Source organism: Stenotrophomonas sp. X, from assembly GCF_055721025.1.
On record NZ_CM146756.1, the window covers coordinates 2,823,659 to 2,848,487 of the forward strand.

At 67.3% G+C, this 24,829-nt stretch carries 24 protein-coding genes; 8 read left to right on the forward strand and 16 right to left on the reverse strand.

Going from position 1 to position 24,829, the window contains the following annotated elements:
* The first annotated feature begins 1 nt into the window (after nt 1).
* Both pgaC and pgaD read left to right on the forward strand, forming a co-directional pair.
* The gene (gene pgaC / locus ACZ75I_RS13120; RefSeq protein WP_061478032.1) at nt 2–1,258 is read left to right on the forward strand and encodes a poly-beta-1,6-N-acetyl-D-glucosamine synthase; all 1,257 of its coding nucleotides are present in this window, start codon (nt 2–4) and stop codon (nt 1,256–1,258) included.
* On the forward strand, nt 1,255–1,725 hold the full coding sequence (gene pgaD, locus ACZ75I_RS13125; protein WP_072168388.1) for a poly-beta-1,6-N-acetyl-D-glucosamine biosynthesis protein PgaD: 471 nt from the start codon (nt 1,255–1,257) through the stop codon (nt 1,723–1,725). Before pgaC ends, pgaD begins: the two co-directional genes overlap by 4 nt.
* 113 nt (nt 1,726–1,838) lie before the next feature.
* Here the strand turns inward: pgaD and ACZ75I_RS13130 are convergent, their stop codons facing one another.
* The 11 genes from ACZ75I_RS13130 to ACZ75I_RS13180 form a co-directional block, all read right to left on the reverse strand.
* Nucleotides 1,839–3,110 (reverse strand): glutamate-5-semialdehyde dehydrogenase, encoded by a 1,272-nt coding sequence (locus ACZ75I_RS13130; protein ID WP_061478033.1) that lies wholly within the window; start codon nt 3,108–3,110, stop codon nt 1,839–1,841.
* Nucleotides 3,107–4,264 (reverse strand): glutamate 5-kinase, encoded by a 1,158-nt coding sequence (proB, locus tag ACZ75I_RS13135; RefSeq protein ID WP_088497652.1) that lies wholly within the window; start codon nt 4,262–4,264, stop codon nt 3,107–3,109. Before proB ends, ACZ75I_RS13130 begins: the two co-directional genes overlap by 4 nt.
* An 11-nt stretch (nt 4,265–4,275) precedes the next feature.
* Nucleotides 4,276–4,539 carry a YciI family protein gene (locus ACZ75I_RS13140; RefSeq protein WP_154351136.1) on the reverse strand — a complete coding sequence of 88 codons (264 nt, stop codon included), beginning with the start codon at nt 4,537–4,539 and terminating at the stop codon, nt 4,276–4,278.
* Entirely contained in the window at nt 4,539–5,834 is a 1,296-nt protein-coding gene (gene argH / locus ACZ75I_RS13145) for an argininosuccinate lyase (protein ID WP_472958056.1), read from the reverse strand. Before argH ends, ACZ75I_RS13140 begins: the two co-directional genes overlap by 1 nt.
* A gap of 20 nt (nt 5,835–5,854) precedes the next feature.
* Nucleotides 5,855–6,808: an N-acetyl-gamma-glutamyl-phosphate reductase gene (gene argC / locus ACZ75I_RS13150; protein WP_472958057.1), complete on the reverse strand. Its 954-nt coding sequence runs from the start codon at nt 6,806–6,808 to the stop codon at nt 5,855–5,857.
* Nucleotides 6,805–7,407, reverse strand: a complete 603-nt coding sequence (locus tag ACZ75I_RS13155; protein ID WP_472958059.1) for a GNAT family N-acetyltransferase — start codon at nt 7,405–7,407, stop codon at nt 6,805–6,807. The genes argC and ACZ75I_RS13155 overlap by 4 nt, the downstream gene beginning before the upstream one ends.
* Nucleotides 7,408–7,410: 3 nt before the next feature.
* The gene (locus ACZ75I_RS13160; RefSeq protein ID WP_061478039.1) at nt 7,411–8,739 is read right to left on the reverse strand and encodes an acetylglutamate kinase; all 1,329 of its coding nucleotides are present in this window, start codon (nt 8,737–8,739) and stop codon (nt 7,411–7,413) included.
* Nucleotides 8,740–8,815: 76 nt separating this feature from the next.
* Nucleotides 8,816–9,904 (reverse strand): acetylornithine deacetylase, encoded by a 1,089-nt coding sequence (locus tag ACZ75I_RS13165; protein ID WP_472958061.1) that lies wholly within the window; start codon nt 9,902–9,904, stop codon nt 8,816–8,818.
* Between the two features lie 148 nt (nt 9,905–10,052).
* Nucleotides 10,053–11,246, reverse strand: coding sequence for an argininosuccinate synthase (locus tag ACZ75I_RS13170; protein WP_108750132.1), 1,194 nt, complete (start codon nt 11,244–11,246; stop codon nt 10,053–10,055).
* Nucleotides 11,247–11,308: 62 nt separating this feature from the next.
* Complete coding sequence (locus ACZ75I_RS13175; protein ID WP_069139794.1) at nt 11,309–12,319, reverse strand: N-acetylornithine carbamoyltransferase; 1,011 nt, start codon at nt 12,317–12,319, stop codon at nt 11,309–11,311.
* A 318-nt stretch (nt 12,320–12,637) separates the two neighbouring features.
* The gene (locus ACZ75I_RS13180) at nt 12,638–13,201 is read right to left on the reverse strand and encodes a glycine zipper 2TM domain-containing protein (RefSeq protein ID WP_061478043.1); all 564 of its coding nucleotides are present in this window, start codon (nt 13,199–13,201) and stop codon (nt 12,638–12,640) included.
* Nucleotides 13,202–13,389: 188 nt separating this feature from the next.
* Here ACZ75I_RS13180 and cysS point away from each other — a divergent pair, with 188 nt between their 5' ends.
* From cysS to ACZ75I_RS13195, 3 genes are read left to right on the forward strand one after another with little or no spacing between them, the layout of a single operon-like run.
* Nucleotides 13,390–14,766, forward strand: coding sequence for a cysteine--tRNA ligase (gene cysS, locus ACZ75I_RS13185; RefSeq protein WP_061478044.1), 1,377 nt, complete (start codon nt 13,390–13,392; stop codon nt 14,764–14,766).
* A 53-nt stretch (nt 14,767–14,819) separates the two neighbouring features.
* The gene (locus tag ACZ75I_RS13190; protein ID WP_061478045.1) at nt 14,820–15,272 is read left to right on the forward strand and encodes a SufE family protein; all 453 of its coding nucleotides are present in this window, start codon (nt 14,820–14,822) and stop codon (nt 15,270–15,272) included.
* A complete protein-coding gene (locus ACZ75I_RS13195) occupies nt 15,269–16,516 on the forward strand; it encodes an MFS transporter (protein ID WP_154351138.1) in 1,248 nt (415 codons plus the stop codon). Before ACZ75I_RS13190 ends, ACZ75I_RS13195 begins: the two co-directional genes overlap by 4 nt.
* Before the next feature lie 591 nt (nt 16,517–17,107).
* On the opposite strand, the gene dksA is transcribed toward ACZ75I_RS13195, so the two are convergent.
* Entirely contained in the window at nt 17,108–18,295 is a 1,188-nt protein-coding gene (dksA, locus tag ACZ75I_RS13200; RefSeq protein ID WP_472958062.1) for an RNA polymerase-binding protein DksA, read from the reverse strand.
* Nucleotides 18,296–18,567: 272 nt separating this feature from the next.
* Here dksA and yidD point away from each other — a divergent pair, with 272 nt between their 5' ends.
* The 3 genes from yidD to ACZ75I_RS13215 are packed head-to-tail and all read left to right on the forward strand — an operon-like array spanning nt 18,568 to nt 21,018.
* Complete coding sequence (gene yidD, locus ACZ75I_RS13205) at nt 18,568–18,822, forward strand: membrane protein insertion efficiency factor YidD (protein ID WP_014037867.1); 255 nt, start codon at nt 18,568–18,570, stop codon at nt 18,820–18,822.
* A 1-nt stretch (nt 18,823) separates the two neighbouring features.
* Nucleotides 18,824–20,170 (forward strand): dihydroorotase, encoded by a 1,347-nt coding sequence (locus tag ACZ75I_RS13210; RefSeq protein WP_061478048.1) that lies wholly within the window; start codon nt 18,824–18,826, stop codon nt 20,168–20,170.
* Nucleotides 20,170–21,018 (forward strand): M23 family metallopeptidase, encoded by an 849-nt coding sequence (locus ACZ75I_RS13215; RefSeq protein ID WP_472958063.1) that lies wholly within the window; start codon nt 20,170–20,172, stop codon nt 21,016–21,018. Before ACZ75I_RS13210 ends, ACZ75I_RS13215 begins: the two co-directional genes overlap by 1 nt.
* A gap of 155 nt (nt 21,019–21,173) precedes the next feature.
* Here the strand turns inward: ACZ75I_RS13215 and ACZ75I_RS13220 are convergent, their stop codons facing one another.
* The 4 genes from ACZ75I_RS13220 to ACZ75I_RS13235 are packed head-to-tail and all read right to left on the reverse strand — an operon-like array spanning nt 21,174 to nt 24,666.
* A complete protein-coding gene (locus ACZ75I_RS13220) occupies nt 21,174–21,878 on the reverse strand; it encodes a squalene/phytoene synthase family protein (protein WP_061478050.1) in 705 nt (234 codons plus the stop codon).
* A gap of 11 nt (nt 21,879–21,889) precedes the next feature.
* A complete protein-coding gene (locus ACZ75I_RS13225) occupies nt 21,890–22,585 on the reverse strand; it encodes a phosphoglycolate phosphatase (RefSeq protein WP_472958064.1) in 696 nt (231 codons plus the stop codon).
* Entirely contained in the window at nt 22,582–23,298 is a 717-nt protein-coding gene (gene ubiG / locus ACZ75I_RS13230) for a bifunctional 2-polyprenyl-6-hydroxyphenol methylase/3-demethylubiquinol 3-O-methyltransferase UbiG (protein ID WP_472958066.1), read from the reverse strand. Before ubiG ends, ACZ75I_RS13225 begins: the two co-directional genes overlap by 4 nt.
* A gap of 24 nt (nt 23,299–23,322) precedes the next feature.
* Nucleotides 23,323–24,666 carry a TRZ/ATZ family hydrolase gene (locus ACZ75I_RS13235; protein WP_472958068.1) on the reverse strand — a complete coding sequence of 448 codons (1,344 nt, stop codon included), beginning with the start codon at nt 24,664–24,666 and terminating at the stop codon, nt 23,323–23,325.
* Nucleotides 24,667–24,829: the final 163 nt, after the last annotated feature.

Below are 24,829 nucleotides of genomic sequence, written 5' to 3' on the forward strand. Positions count from 1 at the left end.
CATGGACATGCATCCGCTGCTGCAGGTCCTGTTCCAGTTCGCCTTCTACTACCCGATGGTGATGGCCTTCTTCTGGATGTCCGGCGGCCTCTACTACTACTACCGGCGCGAACGCCACTCGCGGCCGCGCAACGACCCTCCATTGATGGTCGATCCCCCCTTCGCGAGCCTGCTGGTGCCCTGCCACAACGAGGCAGAGAACCTGGATGACACGCTCACTGCGGCGCTGGCCCAGCGTTACCCCGCCGACTACGAAGTGATCGCCATCGATGATGGCAGCAGCGATGACACCGGCGCGCGGCTGGATGTGCTGGCGGCAAGGCACCCGCGGCTGCGCGTATTGCACCTGGACCGTAACCTGGGCAAGGCCAATGCGCTGCGCATGGGTGCACTGGCCGCTCGCTCGGAGTACCTAGTGTGCATCGACGGCGATGCAATGCTGGAGGAACATGCGCTGCACTGGATGGTCTGGCACCTGGTCAGCGGCAACCGGGTCGGTGCGGTCACCGGCAACCCGCGCATCCGCAACCGCTCCACCCTGCTCGGACGCCTGCAGGTGGCCGAGTTTTCCTCGATCATCGGCATGATCAAGCGCGCGCAGCGCGTATACGGGCGCATCTTCACCATCTCCGGGGTGATCGCCGGCTTCCGCCGTACCGCCCTGCACCAGGTGGGCTGGTGGTCGGATGACATGGTGACCGAGGACATCGACATCAGCTGGCGCCTGCAGCGCGCGCACTGGGACATCCGCTACGAGCCCAATGCGCTGTGCTTCATCCTGATGCCGGAGACCCTCAAGGGCCTGTGGCGGCAGCGCCTGCGCTGGGCCCAAGGCGGCGTGGAGGTGATGCTGCGTCACGCGCGCTCGCTGCTGCACTGGAAAGAGCGGCGCATGTGGGGCGTGCTGCTGGAGTACGTGCTGAGCGTGATCTGGGCCTACACCATGTTGTTCATCGTGCTGCTGTGGGCACTGGGCAAGTTCATCGAGCTGCCGCCGCAGCTGCATATCGCCAGCCTGCTGCCGCAGTGGCATGGCGTGATCCTGGCGCTGGTCTGCCTGCTGCAGTTCGCCAGCAGCCTGATCATCGACCGGCGTTACGAAACACAGATTGGACGCAACTATTTCTGGGTCATCTGGTACCCGATGGCGTACTGGCTGATCAGCCTTTCCACCACCCTGGTGGCGCTGCCGAAGACACTGCTGCGCCGTCGCAGCAAGCGCGCCACCTGGACCAGCCCTGACCGGGGGATCCGATGAACGCGCAACGCCCGTCCAACCGCTTCGACTCACGGATGATCCGCAAGCCACACCGCCAGCCGCGCTTCCAGCGCACCGCCTGGGGATTCGTCACTTTGGCGTTCTGGGGCTTCTACTTCTACCTGTGGGCGCCCCTGGTGACCCTGTTCTCGTGGTTGGTTGGCGGCCAGCTGGCCTGGCAGCAGTTGTACGAACGGCAAAGCCAGTTCGATCCCTACGTGCTGGTGGCATTGCCGCTGATGCTGTTGTGCGCCAGCGTGCTGCTGATCGGTTGGGCCGAGTACAACCGTGCCCGCTTCCGTGGCCGCGAGCGCCGCCTGCCGCGGCCACTGGCCAGCCTCAACGAAGTAGCCGCCGATCTGGGTGCCAGCACCGGGCTGGCCGAACGCCTGATGAGCTGCAAGGCCGCCACGCTGCACATGGATGATCACGCACGCCCGGTCGGCATCCGCCGCGAGGTGGTGTAGCCCGACAACCCAGTGGGGTCTCGCCCCTGGTCGGCGCTTGTGCCTGATGGGTGCCGGCCTTGGTCGGCACCGGGGTCTGCCGCGAAGAACATCCACGCATGGCGTGGATCCACTTATGTGCGCGTCTGCCCTTCGCCACGCACCACGAAACGTTCGACAGTGAGCGCTTCCAGACCCATCGGGCCATAGGCATGCAGGCGCGTGGTGGAAATGCCGATTTCGCTGCCCAGGCCCAGCTGGCCACCATCGGAGAAGCGCGATGAGGCATTGACCATCACCACCGCCGAGCGCAGCGCAGTAACGAAACGCTCGGCATGGCCGGCGTCTGCGGTCGCGATCACTTCGGTGTGATCGGAGGTATAGCGGCGGATGTGCGCGATGGCCGCATCGAGGTCGTCCACCACGCGCACGGCCAGCACAAGGTCGAGGAACTCGGCAGCGTAGTCCTCCTCGGTCGCCGCCGTGCTGCCCGGCAGCAGCGGCTGCGCCTGCGCATCGGCGCGCAGCTGCACGCCGCGCTCGCCGAGCGCCTGCGCCACGCGCGGCAGGAACGAATCGGCTACGTCACGGTGTACCAGCAGTGTCTCCAGCGAATTGCAGGCGGCTGGCCGGCTGCACTTGCCATCCACCAGCAGGTCGATGGCCTTGCCCAGGTCGGCGCTGGCATCCACGAACAGATGACAGACGCCCTTGTAGTGCTTGATCACCGGTACCCGCGCATGCTCGGCAACGAAACGGATCAGGCCTTCGCCACCGCGCGGAATCGCCAGGTCGATCAGCTCATGCAGCTGCAGCAGTTCCAGCATTGCCTCGCGGCGCAGGTCGGTGAGCACGGTCACGGCGGCCGGCGGTACGCCGTTGGCCTTCAACGCACCGGCGAGTGCCTGCGCGATCGCGGTGTTGGAGTGAATTGCCTCGGAACCACCACGCAGGATCACGCCGTTACCCGCCTTCAGGCACAGCGCCGCGGCTTCGGCGGTCACGTTCGGGCGCGCCTCGTAGATCATCGCGATCACGCCCAGCGGCACGCGCACCTTCTGCACGCGGATGCCGTTCGGGCGCACGTCATCGCGGGTGACCTCGCCGACAGGATCTGGCAATCCGGCCACTTCGCGCACGGCTTCGGCCATCGCGAACAGGCGCGGCGGGTCCAGTGCCAGACGATCGAGCATGGCGCTGCCCACGCCCTTCCCGCGCGCGGCGGCGAGGTCACGTGCATTGCCGGCCAGGATCAGTCCGGCATTCACCTCCAGTGCCTGCGCCATCGCCAGCAGCAGCGTGCGTCGTGCCGCACTGTCCAGGCCGGCAACGATCTGCGCCGCATCACGGCAGGCACGCGCCTGCGCTTCGATCTCGCTCATCGGTGTGTCCTTCAATCCGGTCATGGCAGCACCAGGTCGTCGCGATGGACGACGCTGCCGCCGTAGTTGTAGCCGAGCACGGCCTGGATGTCGCGCGAATGGTGGCCGGCAATCCGGCGTACGTCGTCGGCAGCATACTGGCTGACGCCACGGGCCACGCAGACACGGCCCTGCGGCGCGTTCCAGCACACCTGTACCATATCGCCGCGGCGGAACACGCCCTCTGCACCGGTAATGCCACCGGGCAGCAGCGAGGCGCCCTTCTCGCGCATCGCCTGTGCCGCACCGGCATCGATGACGATCACGCCCTCGGCCAGCGGTGCATGCCGCAGCCAGTGCTTGCGGGCGGCCTCGCGGCTGCGTGCGGCATGGATGCGGGTGCCGAACAGGCGATCCTGCGCCAGCGCGCGCACCACGTCACCGCTGCGGCCATTGAACAGATAGGTTTCGATGCCCAGGCGCCCGGCCTTCGCCGCCGCCTCCAGCTTGGTGCGCATGCCGCCGGTACCGGCGCGCGAGCCGGCGCCGCCCGCCATCGCCAGCACCTCGTCACCCAGCTCCGGCACGTCGTGCAACGGCCGCGCATCGGCCACGGTGCGCGGGTCGGCGCTGTACAGGCCATCGATATCGGTAGCGATGAACAGCGCATCGGCGTCGACCAGCGCCGCCACGGTGGCAGCCAGGTTGTCGTTGTCGCCGAGCTTGAGCTCATCCACCGACACGGTGTCGTTCTCGTTGACCACCGGCAACGCGCCCAGGCGCAACAGTTCACTCAACGTGGCGCGTGCATTGAGGTAGCGGCGGCGGTTGCGCAGGTCGTCGTGGGTCAGCAGCACCTGCGCCACCGGGCGCTCGAAGAAGCGCTGCCAGAGCCCGATCAGCTGGGCCTGGCCGAGCGCGGCCAGGGCCTGCCGCGCCGCCATCGCCGCGCCAGGCTCATCGGCCCGAGGCAGGATTGCGCGCCCGGCAGCGACCGCGCCGGAAGACACGATCACCACCTCGCGCCCGGCCAGGACATTGGCCGAGACGAACTGCGCCAGGCCCAGCGCGTGGCGTGGCGACAGGCCGCCGCCATCAGCTGCCAGCAGGCTGCTGCCAACCTTGAGCACCGCACGCCGCCACGGCGGCAGCGCTTGTTCGGGGAACGGCGAGGCGACGTGGGCAGCGTGCTGGATCATCGGTCAGGCTCTCAGCGGGTGTTCCATTCGTGCACGGTCAGGTCGGAGGCCTGCATCGTCACCAGTGGATCGGTGGCGACGATGGCCTGCGCCTGCGCCAGGCTGTCCACGTTGCACAGCACGTAGGCGCCACCGCTGCCATCGGCGAAGCCACCGGTCAGCTGCAGCTTGCCCTGCGCCTGCAACGCATCGAGGAAATCACGATGCGGCTGCACCGCTGCATCGTTGAAGTCCGGCCGGCGCATCGCCAGCACCAGATACACCGTGGCCGCCATCAGGACAACGCCTGCCAGCGCGCGCGAAGTTCGTCCAGGCGCAGGTCAGCGGCCGAGCCCGGCGATACACGCGCAGCCAGGCTGCCTTCCGGCGTGCGTCCCTGCCCTGCACTGTCGGCACCGGCCGCAGCCGCCTTGTAGGCCTCGCGGAACGGCACACCGGCCACGGCCGCTTCCACCGCCACGTCGGTGGCATACATGCCCGAATCGATCGCCGCACGCAGCCTGTCATCGCGCCATTCCAGGTTGGCCAGCAGCGCCGGCAGCAGCTCCAGCGCGGCCAGGCCACGGCCGAAGCCGTGGAAGATGGCACCCTTGGACGACTGCAGGTCGCGATGGTAGCCGGACGGCAGCGACAGCAGCTGCTCGATCTCGGTGCGCGCAGCGGCGACGCTGGCGTGGGTGGCGCGCATCAGCTCGATCACATCCGGATTGCGCTTGTTGGGCATGATCGAACTGCCGGTGGTGTACTGCGCCGGCAGCGCGACGAAGCCGAACTCGGCGCTGGTGAACAGTGACAGGTCCCACGCAATGCGGCGCAGGTCCAGCGTGGCGCCACCGAGCGCTTCCAGCGCGGCCAGCTCGAACTTGCCACGCGACAGCTGCGCGTAGATCGGCGAGACCTGCATGCGCGCGAAACCGAGCGCGGCGGTGGTGTGCTCGCGGTCCAGCGGCAGGTTCACGCCGTAGCCGGCGGCGGTGCCGAGCGGATTGGCATCAACCAGCGCATGGGTGTCACGGGCACGGATGGCATTGTCGATGAAGGCCTCGGCCCAGCCCGCCCACCACATGCCGGCCGAGGACACCACGGCCCGCTGGATGTGGGTATAACCGGGAATCGGCAGGTCCTTCTCGGCCTGCGCGCGGTCCAGCGCGACCTTTGCCACTTCGGTGCTGAGCTGGGCAACGCGCTGCAGCTTTTCCTTCAGCCACAGGCGCGTGGCGACCAGGATCTGGTCGTTGCGGCTGCGGCCGGTGTGGATCTTGCGACCCGCATCACCAAGGCGTTCGGTCAGGCGCGCTTCGATCGCCGAGTGGCCATCCTCGTACTGCGTATCCAGCACGAAGCGGCCTTCGCGGAAGTCCTGCGTCAGGATCTCCAGTTCGCGCAGAAGTCCGGCAAGCTCATCGGCACTGAGGATGCCGATGTGCTGCAGGCCCTGCGCATGCGCGGCGCTGGCAGCGATGTCATGCAGGAAGAACTCGCGGTCGAGGATCACGTCGTCGCCGGCGAGGAAGGTCTGGATCTGGGCGTCGACGGCGACGCCGGGCTTCTGCCAAAGAAGGTCTGCCATGGGGGCTCCGGAATGCGTGTTCAGTGCGGGATCGACGTCAGTTCGTCGATGCCCAGCGCGAGGTTGAGGTTCTGCATGGCCTGGGTGGCCGCGCCCTTCAGCAGGTTGTCCAGCGTCGCCACCACCACCACGCGCTTGCCGCCCGGCGCGAGCGTGAAGCCACCGACCTGGGCACCGTGGCGGCCGGCGATGCGGCTGACCCACGGCGCTTCGTCCACCACCTCGATCAGCGGTTCGCCCGCATAGGCCTGCTGGAAGCGCTCGACGATCTGCTCACGGGTCTGCACGCGGTTCAGCCACAGGTTGGCGGTCAGCGTGATGCCCCGGAAGTGCGGCGCGACGTGCGGCATGAATTCCACGGCCACGCCCAGCTGCACCGACACCTCGCGCTCGTGCACGTGGTTGGTCAGCGCGTACGGCATCAGGTTGTCGGCCAGCAGTTCGACGTTGTTCTTGTCCGACGGCGTGGTACCGGCACCGGAGTAGCCGGAGACACCGAAGCACTGCGGCGGACCGGCCAGCAGGTCCAACAGCGGATGCACCGCCAGCTGCATCGCGGTGGCATAGCAGCCCGGGTTGCTGATGTGCTTCTGGCCGTTGTAGCGGTCGCGGGTCAGCTCCGGCAGGCCGTAGTACCAGCTGTTGTCGAAACGGTAGTCGGCCGAGAGGTCGACGATGACGGTGTCCGCCTTCGCCGCTTCCAATGCGGCCACGAACGGCGCGGCCAGGCCATTGGGCAGGGCCAGGATCACCGCGTCCACGCCCTTGGCCGCCACCGCATCGGCGTCCAGGTTCTCGTACTGCAGCTCGCCCTGGAATTCCGGGTGGTGGTCGGACAGGCGCTGCCCGGCGCGCTCGCGCGAAGAGACGAAGGCCAGTTTCAGGCGCGGATGCGCGGCCACCAGCTTGATCAGCTCGGCGCCGGTATGGCCGCGGGCACCGACGATGCCCAGGGTAAAAGTCGAATCGTTCATGCGTGACTGTCCAGGCGGTACTGCAGGTGGCGCTTCACGCCCTGCCATTCCGCATCGATGATGGAGAAGATGACGGTGTCGCGCGGCGTGCCGTCGGCGTGCCGCTTGTGGTTGCGCAGCACGCCATCCTGCTTGGCGCCGAGGCGGGCGATGGCGGTGCGCGAGGTGACGTTGAACCAGCTGGTTTCCAGCACCACGCTGATGCAGCCCATGGACTCGAAGGCGTGCTGCAGCAGCAACAGCTTGGCCTCGGTGTTGGCGCCGGTGCGCTGCACGCCCGGCGTGTACCAGGTGTAGCCGAGGCTGAGCCTGGGCACGCTGGCATCCATGTCGTAGAAGCGCGTGCTGCCGATGATGTCACCGGCGGCGTCGCGGATCACGAACGGCAGCACCTTGCCTTCGGCGTGCGCCTGCAGCGCGGCCTGCACATAGTGCTCGACCTGCTGCGGTGACGGCACCTGGGTGTACCAGAGCTGGTCCAGGCCGCTGCCTTCGAGGGCAGCGCGCAGGCCGGGGACATGCTCAAGCTGAAGCGGCTGCAGCGCCACGTGCTGGCCGCGCAGGGTAGGCACCGTGTTCCACACGTCAGGAGGACTCATCGCTCACCCCAGCAGGCTCGGCGCGCGCTGGGCGCAGTGGTCGACATAGGTCTTGATGCGGTCGATGCCATCGGCACCGAACCAGAACACCTTCCAGTGATCCTGCTTGTAGCAGCCATCGGACTCGGCGTAGTAGAAGTGGTTGATCGGGTTGCCGTGGCGCGAGCGCCAGAACAGCTGCGGGGTCTCCTCCAGCATCACGTTCCAGACCGCGCGGCCCAGGCCTTCGCCCTGCGCGTCGTCGAGCACGGCGAACTTGTCCAGGTACACGCCTTCGGCCTCGTCGGTGAGGATCACCGCAGTGCGGTAGTTCTCGCTGACATAGGCACGCAGCAGCCTGGTCTTTTCGAAGTAGTCCGGCACCAGGGTGCGGCCGAAACTGGATTCGATCAGACCCTTCAGCCGTGGCAGGTCGAGCTCGCTCCAGGCGGTGGCGCGCAGCACTTTCTCACCCTTGCGCACCAGCGTGCCCGAGCCCTTGTGGGTGAACAGTTCCTTGGCCAGGTCGGCCGGGCGAGTGATCGACACCGACGACTCCAGCGGCAGGCGGTCGAGCAGGTCCTTGATCTGTTCGATCTTCACCTTCATGCCGCCGTGGATCCACGGCTGCGCGATCAGGTGATCGTATTCGGTGGACAGGTTGATCGAATCGATCACGTTGCCCGCCTCGTCCAGCAAGCCACCGGTGCCGGTCAGGAAGATGATCTTGTACGGCTGCAGTTCCTGCACCAGCTCGTTGGCGGCAAAGTCGGCGTTGACGTTGAGGATCTGGCCACCGGCAGTTTCACCCAGGCTGGTGATGACCGGGATCGAGCCGGCACGCAGGCTGGCCTCGATCGGTGCCAGGTTGACCTTCTTCACTTCGCCGACCAGGCCGTAGGTGTCCACGTCCAGGTACTCGGCCTCGAACACGCCACCGGTAATCGAGGTGGCACGTGCGCCGTTCTGCTGCAGCGCCTCGACCAGGCGCAGGTTGGACTGCTGGAACACCCGGCGCACGATCGCCAGTGCTTCCGGCGAAGTCACGCGCAGGCCGTTCACGGTCTGCTTCTCGATGCCGGCCGCCGACAGCTCGGCATCCAGCTGCGGGCCGGCGCCGTGCAGCACGATCGGGGTCAGCCCGACTTCCTGCAGGAACGACAGCGAAGAGGTCAGCGCGTCGAGATCGTCGCGCAGCACCGCGCCGCCGACCTTGACCACGGCGAAGCGCTTGGCGTCCAGCTGCGAGAAGCGCTTGAGGTACTGGCTGATCTCCTTCGCGCTGGCCATGCTGGAAAGCAGGCGCACGATGGTCTGGCGGGTCTGGCGGTGGGGCTGGAGGGCAGGAGACATTTCGGTTTCGTCACAGGCGGCGGTCGCCGCGTTGCAGTTCCGCCATGCCCGGGGCATGGCGGCGTTGTAGGGTCGATCAGGCGCCGGCGGCGATGATCCGGTGCACGGCGTCGGCGTAGCGCTGCAGCTGGTCCAGCGTCACGAACTCATCGGCGGTGTGGGCCTGGGCAATATCGCCCGGGCCAAACACCAGGGTGGTGTAACCAGCGGCCGAGAACAGCGACGCCTCGGTCCAGAAATCCACGGCATTGCCGATCGGCAGCTCCAGCGCATCGGCCACGTCGCGCGCCAGCAGGCGGCGGTTCTCGGCCTCGGCGATGTCACCGGCGGGCAGGCTGGGACCACGGAACGTCTCGGTGAACATGGCGGCTTCCGGCTCGGCGAAACCGGCAAAGGTCGCCAGCAACGCATCGATATCCATCGACGGCAGCGGACGGAAACCGAAGCGCACTTCGGCAGCGGGCGCGATCATGTTGGCCTTGATGCCACCTTCGACGCGACCGATGTTGAAGCGCAGACCGGTCAGTCCACCGAAGCGGGCCGAGGCCTGCGATTCCACATGATCCAGCGCGCGATTGCCCCAGCGCATGGCCTGGTGCAATGCGCTGGCAGCCGCATCCTGCTTGCCCGACGCATGGCCGGCACGGCCGGCGAACTGCATCAGCACCGAGCTGATGCCACGATGCGCCAGCACCGCTTCGCTCATGGTCGGTTCGGCCACGAGTACGGCTTCATACGGCAGGCCACGGGCCAGGAACGCGGCGATGCAGCGCGGGTCGTTGGCTTCCTCGTCGCTGGAGAACAGGAAGGCGGCATGGCCATCGCTGGCATTGGCCGCCGCCACCAGCGCAGCGGCCGCGCCCTTGATGTCACACACGCCCAGGCCGACCACACGGTCGTCCAGGCGGCGCATCACATGCGGATCGGCACTCCAGTGCGGCGAGTCCGGTACGGTATCCAGATGCACGTTGAACAGGTACTTCGGCGTCCCACGCACGGCGTACAGGCTGACCGCACCCGCGCCATGGTCGATCACCTCGACGTTGAAGCCGGGCAGGTTCGCGCGCAGGTAATCGAAGATGCCACCGGTGGTGATCGCACGCGGCGGGTTGCGGGTGTCGAAGGACACCAGGGCCTGCAGGTGATCGAGCGTCTGTTCAAGCATGAAACAAAGATCCTGTGGAATTCCGCCAGGCATGGCCCGGCGCTACCGTGATGCGTCTGGTGGAGAGCCCCCTTCTTGTTGAAGGGGGCGCGCCAACGGCGCAGGGTTAAGGTGGAATGCGCGGGAGACGCGCGCGCAATTCAATCGCTCAGCGATTGACTTGCGCGTAAAGCGTCGAACTCATGCCGAACAGCTTGATGAAGCCTTCAGCCTCTTCCACGCCCCAGTCGGCCGACTGTGCGTAGGTGGCGCCCTTGGTGTTGAGCAGGTGCGGCGACTTCACCGCCACCGCATCGACGCGGCCACCGCGGGTTTCCAGCACCACTTCGCCGTTGACCTTGGCCTGCGAGGACTTCAGGAAGGCTTCGATGTCGGTCTTCAGCGGGTCGTGGTAGAAGCCTTCGTACACCAGCTCCACCCACTTGCGTGCCACGTCCGGCTTGAAGCGGTTCTGCTGCTTGGTCAGCACGGCATCTTCCAGCGCGCGGTGCGCGGCCAGCAGCGAGACCAGGCCCGGGGCCTCGAACACGATGCGGCCCTTCAGGCCGATCACGGTGTCGCCGGTGTAGACGCCGCGGCCAACGCCGTACGGGGCGAACAGCTTGTTGAGCTGGGCCAGGATCTGGTCGCCCGGCAGCGCCTTGCCGTTCAGTTCGACGGCTTCGCCTTCAACGAACTTCAGGGTCACGGTCAGCGCCTGTTCCGGCCACTCGCTGCGCGGCGAGCACCAGCCACGCGCACCTTCGCCCGGGGCTTCCCAACGGTCGATCTCGCCGCCGGACATGGTCACGCCCAGCAGATTCTCGTTGATGGTGTAGGCCTGCTGCTTGGCGCGCACGCCGAAGCCGCGCTCTTCCAGGTACTTCTGCTCGTAGGCGCGGGTCTGGGTGTGTTCCTTCTGGATCTCGCGGATCGGCGCGATGATCTGGTAGTCGCCCAGTGCCTTCACGGCCAGGTCGAAGCGGACCTGGTCGTTGCCCATGCCGGTGCAGCCGTGGGCGATGATGTTGGTACCCAGCTCGGCAGCACGCTTCAGCGCGGCATCAACGATCAGGTAGCGGTCCGAGACCAGCAGCGGGTACTGGCCCTGGTAGCCTTCGCCGGCCCACACGAACGGCTTGACGAAGCCTTCCCAGATGGCCGGGCCACCATTGACGGTGACATGGCTGGTCACGCCCAGCTCGGCGGCACGCTTCTCGATGAAATCGCGCTCTTCATCATCCACGCCGCCGGTGTCGGCGAACACGGTGTGCACGTTGTAGCCACGCTCCTGCAGGTAGGGCACGCAGAAGCTGGTATCCAGGCCGCCGGAGAAGGCGAGAACGACGTCTTTGTTGCTCATGGGGAGGGTATGTCCTGGTAGCGCCGGGCCGTGCCCGGCAGAAATGATTGAATCGGAAAAAATCAGCGCCCGGCAACGGCGGCCATGATCGCCTTCTGCACGTGCAGGCGGTTCTCGGCTTCGTTGATGGCGATGCACTGCGGCGAATCCATCACCGCATCGGTGGCTTTCACGTTGCGGCGCAGCGGCAGGCAGTGGCTGAACACCCCGTTATTGGTCAGCGCCATCTTCCGCTCGTCCACGATGAAGTGCTTGAACTGGTCGCGGATCGGCTTTTCCGGTTCCCAGTTGCCGAAGAACGGCAGCGCACCCCAGCTCTTGGCGTAGACCACGTCGGCGCCGGCGTAGGCGCTGTCGATGTCATGGCTGATCTTCAGCGAACCGCCGCTCTCGGCCACGTTCTGCTCGGCCCAGCCCATGTAGCGCTCGTCGAGGATGTAGTCGGCGGTCGGGCACAGCAGGGTCACGTCCATGCCCATGCGGGTGGCGATGGTCAGCGCCGAGTTGGCCACGGCGGTGTTCAGCGGCTTGGGGTGGTAGGTCCAGGTCAGCACGTACTTCTTGCCGCGCAGGTCCTGGGTGCCGAAGTGCTCCTGCAGCGCCATGATGTGGGCCAGCTCCTGGCACGGATGGGTGATGGTCTCCATGTTGATGACCGGCACGGGCGAGTACTTGGCGAAGCTGTTGAGGACGATGTCCTGGCGATCGTAGGCCCAGTCGATGAACTTGGGGAACGCGCGCACGGCGATGATGTCGCAGTAACGGCCCAGCACCTTGGCCACCTCAGCGATGTGCTCTTCGGTATCGCCGTCCATCACCGTGCCGAGGTTGAACTCGATCGGCCACGCATCCTTGCCCGGCTGCAGCACCACCGCGTGGGCACCGAGCTGGAATGCGCCCAGTTCGAAGCTGGTGCGGGTACGCATGGACGGGTTGAAGAACACCAGCGCGATCGACTTGCCCTTGAGCTGGTCGCCGAGCTTGTTGCGCTTGAACAGCGCGGCCTGGGTCAGCAGCGCGTCGAGATCGCTGCGGCTCCAGTCCTGGGTGTTCAGGAAGTGCTTGGGGGACATCATCTTTCCTTGCGTGGCGGCGCCGGGTTCGACGCGGTGGAAGGGAAAACAGGAAGCAAAGGTGAAACGAAAAGGTTGCAGTTGCAGCTTTCAGAACGCGGAAACGAAAAAACCCAGCCGGCGGGCTGGGTTTTTTTCGGACGAACAGCAAAAAGCTCCGGTTACCCAGCGAGAATGTGGGGTTCCGGTCGACGCGCACGCGAGGTCATGCCCGACGCCTGTCGGGCTGCGCTGCTGTCGTGCTGGAAGTCGGTGAGCTTCATGGCCGAATATCTTTGCATGCAGCCGTGACCGGCGCAAGGGGCCGGGGTCGCAGAATCAGGGATTGCCGGCGGCGCCCTGCTCCGGACCCACCCAGGGGGTGATCGACACCCGGATCTTGAGCCGGTTGCCCGGGTCTTCCGGCAGCCGCGACCGATACTTGGTGCCCTTGTAGACGTAATCCACGTCGTAGGCGATGGGCCGGCGGAATTCACGCCCCACCGGAACGATGCGGCAGTCGCGGGTCAGCATCGGACCGGTGTTGGCCGGCGCCGGGGCCGGCGACTCGGTTCCGACCTCCTCAACAACCTCCTCATCGCTGCGCTTGAACATCGAGCGCACCGAATCCCAGAAGCGGCTGATCCGGCCCTTGTCCTCGACCGGCTCCTCGCCGGTCACGTTCACCGGGGCCAGGGTCCGGGTCGACACCGGCTCGCAGTGCTCCTCGGTACGGGTCGCGCGCAGGGTCTGGAACACCGGCTCGACGTTCAGCACCTGGGCGTAGTCGAACTTCACGTTCTCCACGATCACCACCCGGTTGCGGGGCTCGGCCTCCTGGGCCAGCACCACGGCGGGCAGCGCCGACAGGCAGGCCAGGGTCAGCAACGCGGTGGATTTCATTGGCGACGGGAGCAAGGACACGGCAATAGTGTAGGCAGTGGCGAGCGCAAGGGGCTGAACATTACCCGTCCACGCCGCTCCTGCCCACCCCACCCTGGACGGACCCGGCGTCCACCGGTGGCAGCCAGTGCCCCCAAAGGGGGCCGACACGTTCTAAAATCACAGGCTTGTCCCCCAGCCACAGCCCCATGACCCTGCGCCTGCACAACAACCTGACTCGCCAGCTCGAACCGTTCACTCCGCTCGACCCGGCCTGTCCGACCCTGTATGTGTGCGGCCCCACGGTCTACAACTACGTGCACATCGGCAACGCCCGTGGCCCGGTGGTGTTCGGGGTGCTGGCCGACCTGCTGCGGCGCCGTTTCGGCGCGCTGCGCTACGCCCGCAACATCACCGACGTGGACGACAAGATCAACACCGCCGCGCGCGAGCAGGGCGTGCCGATCAGCACCATCACCGGCAAGTTCGCCGCCGCCTACCGTGAAGACATGGCCGCGCTGGGCGTGGTGCCGCCGGACATCGAGCCGGAGGTGACCGCGCACATGCCGCAGATCATCACCATGATCGAGCAGCTGATCGCCAATGGTCATGCCTACGCCGCCGAGGGTCACGTACTGTTCGCGGTGGCCAGCTTCGACGGCTACGGCAAGCTCTCGCGCCGTGACCCGGAAGAAATGCTGGCCGGTGCCCGTGTCGACGTGGCCCCGTACAAGCGCGACCCGGGTGATTTCGTGCTGTGGAAGCCGTCCAGCGACGACCTGCCCGGCTGGGAATCGCCGTGGGGCCGGGGTCGTCCGGGCTGGCATATCGAATGCTCGGCGATGGCCGCAGCCCACCTGGGCGAGACCATCGACATCCACGCCGGCGGCGTCGACCTGCAGTTCCCGCACCACGAGAACGAGATCGCGCAGAGCGAATGCGCCCACGGCGGCAAGATCTTCGCCCGCTTCTGGCTGCACAACGGCATGCTCAACTTCGGCGGCGCCAAGATGAGCAAGTCGCTGGGCAACATCGAGCGCGTACACGACCTGGTCCGCCAGCATCCGCCGGAGGCGCTGCGCCTGGCCCTGCTGTCGGCCCACTACCGGCAGCCGCTGGACTGGTCTGATGCGCTGATCGAACAATCGGTGCGCACCCTGGACCGCCTGTACGGCACCCTGCGCGAGCTGGCGTCGATCGAGGCCACGGCAGTGATCCCCGCCAGCGTCGAAGCGACCCTGGACGACGATCTCAACACACCCCAGGCGCTGGCCGAAGTGGCCCGCATCGCCGCCGACGCGCGTCGTGCCACCGACCCGGCCGAACAGGCGCGCCTGAAGGGCGAACTGCTCGGTGCGGGCCTGGTGCTGGGCCTGCTGCAGGCCGACCCGGCGCAGTGGTTCGGCACCGCAGCGGGCGACGAGGACGACGATGCCCGCGTCCAGGGCCTGATCGACGAGCGCGCCGCGGCCAAGAAGGCACGCGACTTCGCCCGTGCCGACGCCATCCGCGACCAGCTGGCCGCCGAAGGCATCGTGCTGGATGACACCCCGCAGGGCGTTCGCTGGTCGCGCAAGCGCAGCTGACCTGCCCTGCCCCGTGGCCGGTCCGCCGGCCACGCCCCACCGTAGAGACTGTTGTGACCGACTCCCCGTTCCCGCTTGAACCCACCGCCGCCGAGGCCCAGGCCGCCATCGCCGAGGAATTCGGCTTCTTCGGCGACTGGTCCGAGCGCTACCAGTACCTGATCGACCTCGGCCGCAAGCTGCCGCCCTTTCCGGAAGAATGGAAGACCGAAGAGCATCGCCTGCTCGGCTGCCAGTCGATGGTCTGGATCGTGCCCGAGGGCAACGCGCAGTCGCTGCGCTTCCATGCCATCAGCGATTCGGCGATTGTCTCCGGCCTGATCTTCCTGGCGCTGCGCGTGTACTCCGGGCGCTCGGCGCAGGAGATCCTGGACACCGAGCCGAGCTACATCCAGGACATCGGCCTGGCCCGCCACCTCTCGCCCACCCGCAGCAATGGGGTGGCGGCGATGCTGGCGTTCATCCGTGAGACGGCGCAGGCGCAGCTGCAGCGCGACCCGTCGTGAGCGAACCCGCCACAGCCGAAGACAGTGCACTGGGCCTGCTGTCCCGCCCCGGTTTCGCCAGGCTGCTGGCCTACCGCATCTTCGCGATGCTGTCCTACCAGGTGGTCGCGGTCACTGTCGGCTGGCACATCTACGAAGTCACCCGCAATCCGTTCTCGCTGGGCCTGATCGGCCTGGCCGAGGTCGTGCCGTTCTTCTGCGTGGCTCCGTTCGCCGGTTACCTGGTGGATCACCTTCCGCGCCGTCGGCTGGGCATGGTCGCCTGTTGCGGGCTGATCGCCACTGCACTGGTATTGACCAGCGTAGCCATGGGCTGGCTGCCGATTGACGGCGTGTGGCCGATCTATGCGGCCATCGCGCTGACCGGCATGGTCCGCGCCTTCCTGTCGCCGATCTACAACGCCTTGTTCGCCCGCGTGCTGGCCCGTGACCAGTTCGCCCGTGGCGCTGGCCTGGGCGCGGTGGTGTTCCAGGCCGGCATGATCGCCGGCCCGGCACTGGGTGGCGTGCTGGTCGGCTTCGGTGGCAAGGGTCTGTCCTACGCGGTGGCTACGGCCTTTGCGCTGGTGGCGATGGCCTGCCTGGCCACGCTGGAGGTGGAAGAACCGGTGCATACCGGTCCGGCCGCACCGATCTTCAAGAGCATCGCCGAAGGCGCGCGCTTCGTGGTCGGCAACCGGATCATGGTCGGCGCGATGGCGCTGGACATGTTCTCGGTGCTGCTGGGCGGCGTGGTAGCGATGCTGCCGGCGTTCCTGCACGAGATCCTGCACCACGGCCCGGAAGGCCTCGGCATCCTGCGCGCGATGCCGGCGCTGGGCTCGGTGTGCGTGGGCCTGTGGCTGGCGCGCCACCCGCTGCAGCGCAATGCCGGCCGCGTCCTGCTGTTCGCGGTGGCCGGCTTCGGCCTGTGCGTGATCAGCTTCGGGTTGTCGCAGCACTTCTGGCTGTCGGCGCTGATCCTGCTGTTCTACGGCGCGTTCGATGGCGTCTCGGTGGTGATCCGCTCGACCATCCTGCAGTTGGCTACGCCGGAAGAAATGCGCGGTCGCGTATCGTCGATCAACGGCATCTTCATCAGTTCGTCCAATGAGCTGGGCGCGTTCTATGCCGGCACGATGGCGAAGCTGCTCGGCCTGGTGCCGGCGGTGGTGCTGGGCGGATTCGCGGTGCTGAGCGTGGCCGGGATCACCGCGTGGAAGAACCCGACATTGCGGAAATTGAATCTTCGCGACCTGCAGTGAACCTGTAGAGCCGAGCCCATGCTCGGCTGCGTATTTCCGTGCGCCCACGCAGCGGTTGCGCCGGGCCGCGCCCGGCGGGCTTCTTCCGCGACCGCGGCGGGGTGTACCTTTCTTTGCTCGTGCAAAGAAAGTAACCAAAGAAACGCTCCGCCATCCGCGAGCCGGCGCTGCGCGCCGGTGCCCTGTGCTCCTCGGTGAATCAGGGGACGGCGCCGAACTCGCTGCGCTCAAACAGCGGCGCCTCTTCGCCCCTGACTCCCCTGCGGTGCTCGGCTCGCTACAAGGCGGACCCAACAGCCGCGAGCGCACGCATGACCGCTCCTGTCGGCCTGAGCCGAGCGTGGGCTCGGCTCTACATCGGCCGCGCACGCAGGAAACCGTCGAGAGCCTGCGGGTGGGTCCGGGCAGGACCGTCCGCGGCATGGATGCCGCGGCCGAGCTTACAGGGATGTACTTGCAGCGTGTCCTGCCCGGACCCACCCGCAGGCTCACGCCGATACCCGCAAGGCGCCGCTCTACGCAACCAACACGAACCCAACAAAAAACCCGGCCGAAGCCGGGTCTTTCGCATGACCAGACAACGAACTGGAATCAGTCGCCCTGTTGCTTCTGCAGGTGCTCCCAACGCTCCTGGGCGTCGATGGTGCGCTCTGCGGTGAGGCGCGCTTCCAGGCGCTCCAGGCCGATTTCTTCGCCGGTGTCGACGCAGTAGCCGTAGTCGCCTGCTTCCAGGCGCTTCAGGGTGCTGTCGATCTTGCCGATCAGCTTGCGGTAGCGGTCGCGGGTACGCAGTTCCAGCGAGTTCTCGGTCTCGCGGGTCGCACGCTCGGCTTCGTCGCCGATGTCACGCACTTCCTCGCGCAGGTTCTCGATGGTCTGCTTGGACTCTTCCACCAGGTCCGCGCGCCAGTTCTGCAGGCGCTGGCGGAAATACTCCTGCTGCAGCGGGCTCATGTATTCCTCTTCCGAGGACGGCTTGTAGCCAGCCGGCAGGATCGGGCGGCCAGTGGCCTCGTCGGTCTTGTACTCGACCACCTTGTACTTGCTGCGCGGGGCCGGCGCTGCCGAGCGGGCGGCGACGGCCACGGCAACCTTGCCGACAGGGCGCGACGCGGTCTTCGGGGCGGAATCGGATTTCACGGCGGTTTTGGCAGGCGATTTCGAAACGGGCACGGGATTCTTGGATTGCGGGGCCTTCGAAGCGACAGGAGCGGCGGCCGGGGCCGGCGTTGAGGCCGGTTGGGCTGCCGCCACTGCCACGGTCTTGGCCGGGACAGGCTTGGCCGGAGCCGGCTTGGCAGCAGGCTTCGGTGCGGACTTCACTACTGGGGCCGGGGTCGGCTTTACGGCCGGCGCGGCAACGTTCTTGGCAACCTTCTTTACAGCGGCAGGCGTGGCGGCCGGTTTAGCCGCAGCGACCTTCTTTGCTACGGGCTTGGCGACCGGCTTGGCTGCAGCCTTCTTCACCACCGGCTTGGCGGCGGCCTTCTTCACCGGCGCGGCCTTGCTGACGGTCTTCTTCACCGGCGCCTTCTTGCTGGCGGCGGCTGGCTTGGCCTTGGCGGGCGCAGCGGCCTTCTTCGCCACCGGCTTGGTTGCCTTGACCGGCGTTTTCTTTGCGGTGGCCTTCCTGGCCGCCGGTTGCGAGGACGCTGCCTTGGTCGCCGGCTTGCTGGCCGGCTTCTTGGCAACGGGCTTTGCCGCCAACTTCTTCACAACAGGCTTGGCGGTTTTCTTGGCGGCCGTTGCGGCCTTCTTTGCAGTTTTTTTAGCAGCCACGAAACGCTCTTCCTTGGATTTCCCGGGGCCCGGGAAAGCGGGCCTTTATAGCCTACCCGACCCGCAGCAGCAACCTTGGCACCCTGCTCCATTCAGTCCTGGAGCCAAGGCGCCCTGGAGGGCAGTCCGACGAACACGGACCGCCTTGCGCGGTACGGAACCTGGCCAGCACCCGACGGTGCTGGTACCGGTCGCAGGCCATCGGCGACATGCGACCAACGCCCCATCCTGCACAAATGCGTCCTTCATGCCAACTGGCATAAGATGACTGGGTGATCTCGCGCCTGCTCATTGCCCTGCTGCGCTTCTACAAGCGCTTCATCAGCCCCCTGCTGGGGCCGCGCTGCCGTTTCGTGCCGAGCTGTTCTGAATACGCGATGGACGCCATCTCGCGGCACGGCCCGCTGCGCGGCAGCTGGTTGGCTGCGCGCCGGCTGGGCCGCTGCCATCCGTTCCATCCCGGCGGCTTCGATCCCGTGCCCGAGTCCCCCAACGCCCCCTCTTGCCGTTGCACAGGAAAACACTGACATGTCCTCCACCCTCATCACCAACGCCCGCATGGTCAACGAAGGCCGCACCTTCGATGGTGACCTGCGCATCGAGAACGGCCGCATCGCGCAGATCGGCAGTGGGCTGGCGCCGCGCGACGGCGAGCAGGTGGTGGACGCGGCCGGGCGCTGGCTGCTGCCCGGCATGATCGATGACCAGGTGCACTTCCGCGAACCGGGCCTGACCCACAAGGGCGACATCGCCAGCGAATCGGCGGCCGCCGTGGCCGGTGGCCTGACCAGCTTCATGGACATGCCCAACACCAACCCGCCGACGCTGGATTCAACCATCCTGGAAGCCAAGTACGAGCTCGCGCGCGGCCGTGCCTGGGCCAACTACGGTTTCTACCACGGTGCCAGCAATGACAACCTGGACGCGATCCGTGCCCTGGACCCGAAGAAGGCCCCGGGCGTGAAGGTGTTCATGGGTGCTTCGACCGGCAACATGCTGGTCGACAACCCGGAAACGCTGGACGCGATCTTCCGCGAATGCCCGACCCCGATCATCACGCACTGCGAAGACACGCCGATGATCGATGCCAACCTCAAGGCCTTCCAGGAAAAGTACGGCGATGCGCTGACCCCGGACATGCACCCGGACATCCGTTCGCGCGAAGCCTGCATCAAGTCGACCCGCCTGGCGATGTCGCTGGCACGCAAGCACGGCACCCGCCTGCACGTACTGCACATCTCCACCGCCGATGAGCTGGCGCTGTTCGAGAAGGGCCCGCTGATCCGCGCCGATGGCAGCCGCAAACAGATCACCGCCGAAACCTGCGTGCACTTCCTGCACTTCGCGCGCCCGGACTACGCGACCAAGGGCAACCTGATCAAGTGCAACCCGGCGATCAAGGAAGTGTCCGACCGCGAGGCAATCACCGCTGCCTTGGCCGATGACGTGCTGGACGTGCTGGCCACCGACCACGCGCCGCACACCTGGGAAGAGAAGCAGAAGCCCTACGCGCAGGCGCCGTCGGGCCTGCCGCTGGTGCAGTACGCGCTGGTGGCCGCGCTGGAGCGGGTGCACGAAGGCAAGCTGACCCGCGAGCAGGTGGTGCAGAAATTCGCACATGCGCCGGCGCAGCTGTTCGACGTGGAAGAACGCGGCTTCCTGCGCGAAGGCTACTTTGCCGACCTGGTGCTGGTGGAGGACGTGCCGTTCACCGTCAAGCGCGAGGACGTGCTGTCCAAGTGCGGCTGGTCGCCGTTCGAAGGCACCACTTTCCGCTCGCGCATCGCCTCCACCTGGGTCAACGGCCAGCTGGTGTGGGACGGCAGCAAGCTGGTGGGTGAGCCCGCCGGCCAGCGCATGACCTACGACCGCTGATGCGTTCGGCACTGATGATCGGGGCGCTGCTGCTGGCCGCGCCCCTGTTTTCCTCTTCCTCTGCTCAGGCGCAGGATGGCATCGGCAGCCTGATCGACAGCCGCGTGGTGTTCCCGGCCAGTGCCTCGCAGGGCGCGCTGGTGATCGGCAAGGTGCCCGCAGGCAGTCGCGTGCAGTACGCCGGCCGCCAGCTGCGGGTGAGCGGCTACGGCAGCGTGGTGTTCGGCATCGGCCGCGACGAGAAGGGTCCGCTGCGCGTACAGGTGCAGCGCCCCGATGGTGGCAGCGAGACAGCCACCATTGCGGTAACGCCGCGCGACTGGCCCACCGAGCGGGTGAACGGCGTGCCGCCGAAGACGGTCAACCCGCCGCCGGCGATTGCCGAGCGGATCAAGCGCGAACAGGCGCAGGTGACCGCCGCACGTGCCCGGGATGACGACCGCACCGACTTCACCCAGACCTTCATCTGGCCGGTACAGGGCCGCATCAGCGGCCGCTTCGGCAATGCGCGCGTCTACAACGGGCAGCCGGGGGCCGGCCACTCCGGCATGGACATCGCGGTGCCGACCGGCACCCCGGTGAAGGCACCGGCGGCCGGCATCGTGACCTTCGCTGGGCCGGACCTGTACCTGACCGGTGGCACGCTGCTGCTCGACCACGGCTTCGGGGTCAGTTCCAATTTCCTGCACCTTTCGCGCATCGACGTAAAAGTTGGCGACCGTGTGGAGCAGGGCCAGGTGATCGCTGCCGTCGGCGCCACCGGCCGTGCCACCGGCCCGCACCTGCACTGGGGCATGAACTGGTTCGACACCCGCATCGACCCGCTGCTGGTGCTGGAGCGGAAGTAACGCCCATCGCCCGGTGCGGTGGTGAGCCGCTGTTGTAGAGCCGAGCCCACGCTCGGCTGTCGCGCAGAGATGAGCCGAGCATGGGCTCGGCTGTACAGACAGCATTCAATCAACCGCGCGAGGTAGCGCCGGGCCATGCCCGGCGGAGCGCGGGATCAACCGCGGGCAGCCCACCACACGCGCAGCAACGTGCGCACCGGGGTGGCTTCGATTGGCTTGCCTGCGGCCTGCGCGGCAACGCGGGCGCGCGCCAGGCTCGACCACACGCGCCGCGGGCGCGGGCCCGGCACGCGGCTGCCCCATCCTTTCAGCAGGTACTGGGCCCAGCGCTGCGCGGCCGTGCTGGAATCCTCATCCAACAGGCTGCGCGGCACACCGGCTACGCCGGCATCCTGCAGGCGCTGGGCCAGCGTCTGCAGCTGCACCGCACGACCGGCGCCGGTGCGCGGCTTGTCGGCAAACAAGGCCGCTTCCACTGCGGCCACGGCCTCGGCGTAATTGGCCAGCGCACGCTCGGCACCGGCTGCATCCAACGCAACGGTACGCGCTTCAACGAGGTCCGGCAGCGCTTCGGCCAGTTGCACCCACGGCGCACGCACCGGCTCCAGCAGACGGCCCAGTGGATGGCGCGAACGATGCCCTGCCCAGCTGCGCAGTTCCTCGCCCCACCACGCCAGCTTGGCATCGGCCGGCAGCGGATCGCCGCTGGTGTTGAGCATGTCGTCAAACTCCTGCAGCAGCGCAAACCACGCCACTGCGAGCTCGCGTTGCGGTTCGGCCACGAACGGAGCGGCCACCGACCATTCCGGCCAACGGCTGCGCCACTTGTCGAGGAAACTGTCCAGCGCGGTACTGCTCACTACGGGATTCCTTACAGCTGGGCCGGGGCTGCCGGCCGGGTCGGCCAGAGACTGGCCAGTTGCAGAAGTTCAGCGTTCTCGACCAGCACGTCGGCCTGCCAGGCCAGGGGATCGTCGCTGTGCAGGCGGTAGCCCCACAGCGCCGCCACCGACGGCATCGCGGCAGCACGTGCAGCGATGATGTCGCGCTCGTCATCGCCCACGTACACGCAGTCTTCGGCGGCCATGCCAATGGCCTGCGCAGCGTGCAGCAGTGGAAGCGGGTGCGGCTTGCGCTCGGCCAGGCTGTCACCGCCGACCAGCACCGCGCAGCGCTGCTGCCAACCATGCTGCGGCAGGATCAGGCGCGCCAGGTACTCCGGCTTGTTGGTGACGATGCCCCATACCGTACCGGCCTCATCCAGCGCGGCGAGCATGCCGGCCACGCCGTCGAACAGCACCGCGTGCTGGCCGATCAGCGCTTCGTAGCGCTGCAGGAATTCCGGGATCAATGCATCGCGCGCAGCGGCATCCAGGTCCGGGAAAGCGGTCCCGACCATCGCGCGCGAGCCCTTGGAGACCACCGGCCGCAGCTGCGCCGGATCGATCGCTGCCCGGCCCCGCTCGGCCAGCATCGCATTGCAGGTGGCGACGAAGTCCGGCGCGCTGTCCAGCAACGTGCCATCCAGGTCGAACAGCACCGCACGCGGGAAGCGGGCGGAGGTCATGCCGGCTTGACCGCGTAGGCCAGGTAGTTGATGTCGGTGCGGCTGCTCAGGCGGGCATGGTTGCGCCACGGCTCGTAGGCCATGCCGCTGACATCCACCAGCTGCAGGTCGGCCTCGCGCAGCCAGCGCGCCAGCTCGGCCGGCTTGATGAATTCCTGGTAGTGGTGCGTGCCCCTGGGCAGCAGCCGCGCCACATACTCGGCGCCGACAATCGCCACTGCGAACGCGGCAGCGGTGCGGTTGATGGTCGACAGGAACAGGTGGCCGCCCGGCTTCAGCAGGTGCTTGCAGGCGTCGATGATCGCGCCCGGGTCTGGCACGTGCTCCAGCATTTCCATGCAGGTGACCACGTCGAAACTTCCCGGCTGCTCGGCGGCCAGATCCTCGGCGGCCTGCACGCGGTAGTCGACCTTGGCGCCGCTTTCCAGCGCATGCAGGCGCGCGACCTTCACCAGTTCCGGGGCCAGGTCGATGGCGGTGACGTCGGCGCCGGCCTGCGCCAGTGCTTCGCTCAGCAGCCCGCCACCGCAGCCGATGTCGAGCACGCGCGCGCCACGCAACGGCACGCGGTCGGCCACGTACTTCAGGCGCACCGGGTTCAGCGCATGCAGCGGCTTCTGCGGGCCGTCAGCGTCCCACCAGCGGTTGGCCAGCGCGGCGAACTTGTCCAGCTCGGCCTGATCGAAATTGGAGGAAGCGTGAGGGGCAGTCATGACGGGTCCTTGCGGCGCCAGGGATCAGGCGCGGATATGACGGATGCGCTCGCGCCACTGGCGCGCGTTGGCGATGATGCCCGGCAGGTCCATGCCGACCAGCTCGCGCTGCACCAGCTTCGGCTTGCCGGCGATCCAGACGTCGCTGACCTGCTGGCGGCCGGTGGCATACACCAGCTGCGACAGCACGTTGTGCAGCGGCTGGGTTTCCAGCGCCGACAGGTCGACACAGACCAGGTCGGCCTGCTTGCCGACTTCGATCGAACCGATGCGGTCAGCAAAGCCCAGCGCACGGGCGCCGCCCAGCGTCGCTGCGCGCAGCGTGGTCGCCGCGTCCAGCGCGGTGGCATCATCGGCCACGGCCTTGGCCAGGATCGCCGCGGTGCGGTTCTCGCTGAACATGTCCAGGTCGTTGTTGCTGGCGCAGCCATCGGTGCCGATCGCCAGGTTCACGCCGGCGCGCTGCAGGGCGCAGGCCGGGCAGAAGCCGGAGGCCAGCTTCAGGTTCGATTCGGGGCAATGCACGACGCTGACGCCGCGTTCGGCGCACAGGTGGATTTCCGCATCGGTCAGCTGGGTCATGTGCACCGCGATCAGGCGGTCGTTGACCAGGCCGAGCCGATCCAGCCGCGCCAGCGGGCGCTGGCCGTGCAGCTTGATCGAATCGGTGATCTCCTGCGCGGTCTCGTGGGTATGCAGGTGCACCTGCATGTCGAGCTGGTCGGACAGCATCCGCACCCGCTCGAAGTTGGCATCGTTGACCGTGTACGGCGCATGCGGCGCGAACGCGGTGCCGATCAGCGGATCGGTGCGCCACTGGTCATGCAGTTCACCGGCCTTGGCGAAGTATTCGTCGTCGGTCCTGGCCCAGGCGGTGGGGAAATCGATGATGACCGCGCCAACCAGTGCGCGGAAACCGTGCTTCTTGTAGACCGCAGCCTGCACGTCGCCGAAGAAGTAGTTCTCGTTGGCACAGGTGGTGCCGCCGCGCAGCATCTCGGCGATGGCCAGGGTGGTGCCGTCGGCGACGAACTCGGGGCCGATCACCGCCGCTTCCACCGGCCAGATGTGCTGCTGCAGCCAGGTCATCAGCGGCAGGTCGTCGGCGACGCCGCGCAGCAGGGTCATCGGGTTGTGCGTGTGCGCGTTGACCAGGCCCGGCATCAGCGCCGACTCGGGGCGGCTGACCACCTGCGCGGCACGGAAGCGTGCGCGCGCCTCGGCACGCGGCAGGATGGCCACAATCTCGCTGCCACGCACGGCAACGGCATGGTCTTCCAGCACCACCGCATGCGGCTCGATCGGAACGACATGACCGGCTTCGATGAGCAGGTCGCAGGCTTCGGGGAGGTGCGGGCTATCGCTCATGCGGGCTCACTGGCTATTGGAGAAGGGCCTGGCGGGAGGCGGTAGCGCCGGGCCATGCCCGGCGGCTGTCCGCTGCGGCGCCATGGGCGCCAGCAACGGGTCCGGGCGGCGCCCGGAAAGCCGAGCGCGGGCTCGGCTCTACAGTGAGGTCGGCCAACCGCCG

Excerpts from the sequence above, each read along its gene's own strand:
- ACZ75I_RS13180 (WP_061478043.1), bottom strand. The coding sequence starts at position 13,201 with ATGAAATCCACCGCGTTGCTGACCCTGGCCTGCCTGTCGGCGCTGCCC.
- pgaC (WP_061478032.1), top strand. The coding sequence starts at position 2 with ATGGACATGCATCCGCTGCTGCAGGTCCTGTTCCAGTTCGCCTTCTAC.
- ACZ75I_RS13165 (WP_472958061.1), bottom strand. The coding sequence starts at position 9,904 with ATGCTTGAACAGACGCTCGATCACCTGCAGGCCCTGGTGTCCTTCGAC.
- ubiG (WP_472958066.1), bottom strand. The coding sequence starts at position 23,298 with ATGACTGCCCCTCACGCTTCCTCCAATTTCGATCAGGCCGAGCTGGAC.
- ACZ75I_RS13155 (WP_472958059.1), bottom strand. The coding sequence starts at position 7,407 with ATGAGTCCTCCTGACGTGTGGAACACGGTGCCTACCCTGCGCGGCCAG.
- ACZ75I_RS13225 (WP_472958064.1), bottom strand. The coding sequence starts at position 22,585 with ATGACCTCCGCCCGCTTCCCGCGTGCGGTGCTGTTCGACCTGGATGGC.
- ACZ75I_RS13130 (WP_061478033.1), bottom strand. The coding sequence starts at position 3,110 with ATGACCGGATTGAAGGACACACCGATGAGCGAGATCGAAGCGCAGGCG.
- argH (WP_472958056.1), bottom strand. The coding sequence starts at position 5,834 with ATGGCAGACCTTCTTTGGCAGAAGCCCGGCGTCGCCGTCGACGCCCAG.
- pgaD (WP_072168388.1), top strand. The coding sequence starts at position 1,255 with ATGAACGCGCAACGCCCGTCCAACCGCTTCGACTCACGGATGATCCGC.
- ACZ75I_RS13160 (WP_061478039.1), bottom strand. The coding sequence starts at position 8,739 with ATGTCTCCTGCCCTCCAGCCCCACCGCCAGACCCGCCAGACCATCGTG.
- ACZ75I_RS13175 (WP_069139794.1), bottom strand. The coding sequence starts at position 12,319 with ATGTCCCCCAAGCACTTCCTGAACACCCAGGACTGGAGCCGCAGCGAT.
- ACZ75I_RS13215 (WP_472958063.1), top strand. The coding sequence starts at position 20,170 with ATGCGTTCGGCACTGATGATCGGGGCGCTGCTGCTGGCCGCGCCCCTG.
- ACZ75I_RS13235 (WP_472958068.1), bottom strand. The coding sequence starts at position 24,666 with ATGAGCGATAGCCCGCACCTCCCCGAAGCCTGCGACCTGCTCATCGAA.
- argC (WP_472958057.1), bottom strand. The coding sequence starts at position 6,808 with ATGAACGATTCGACTTTTACCCTGGGCATCGTCGGTGCCCGCGGCCAT.
- proB (WP_088497652.1), bottom strand. The coding sequence starts at position 4,264 with ATGATCCAGCACGCTGCCCACGTCGCCTCGCCGTTCCCCGAACAAGCG.
- ACZ75I_RS13170 (WP_108750132.1), bottom strand. The coding sequence starts at position 11,246 with ATGAGCAACAAAGACGTCGTTCTCGCCTTCTCCGGCGGCCTGGATACC.
- ACZ75I_RS13140 (WP_154351136.1), bottom strand. The coding sequence starts at position 4,539 with ATGGCGGCCACGGTGTATCTGGTGCTGGCGATGCGCCGGCCGGACTTC.
- ACZ75I_RS13210 (WP_061478048.1), top strand. The coding sequence starts at position 18,824 with ATGTCCTCCACCCTCATCACCAACGCCCGCATGGTCAACGAAGGCCGC.
- cysS (WP_061478044.1), top strand. The coding sequence starts at position 13,390 with ATGACCCTGCGCCTGCACAACAACCTGACTCGCCAGCTCGAACCGTTC.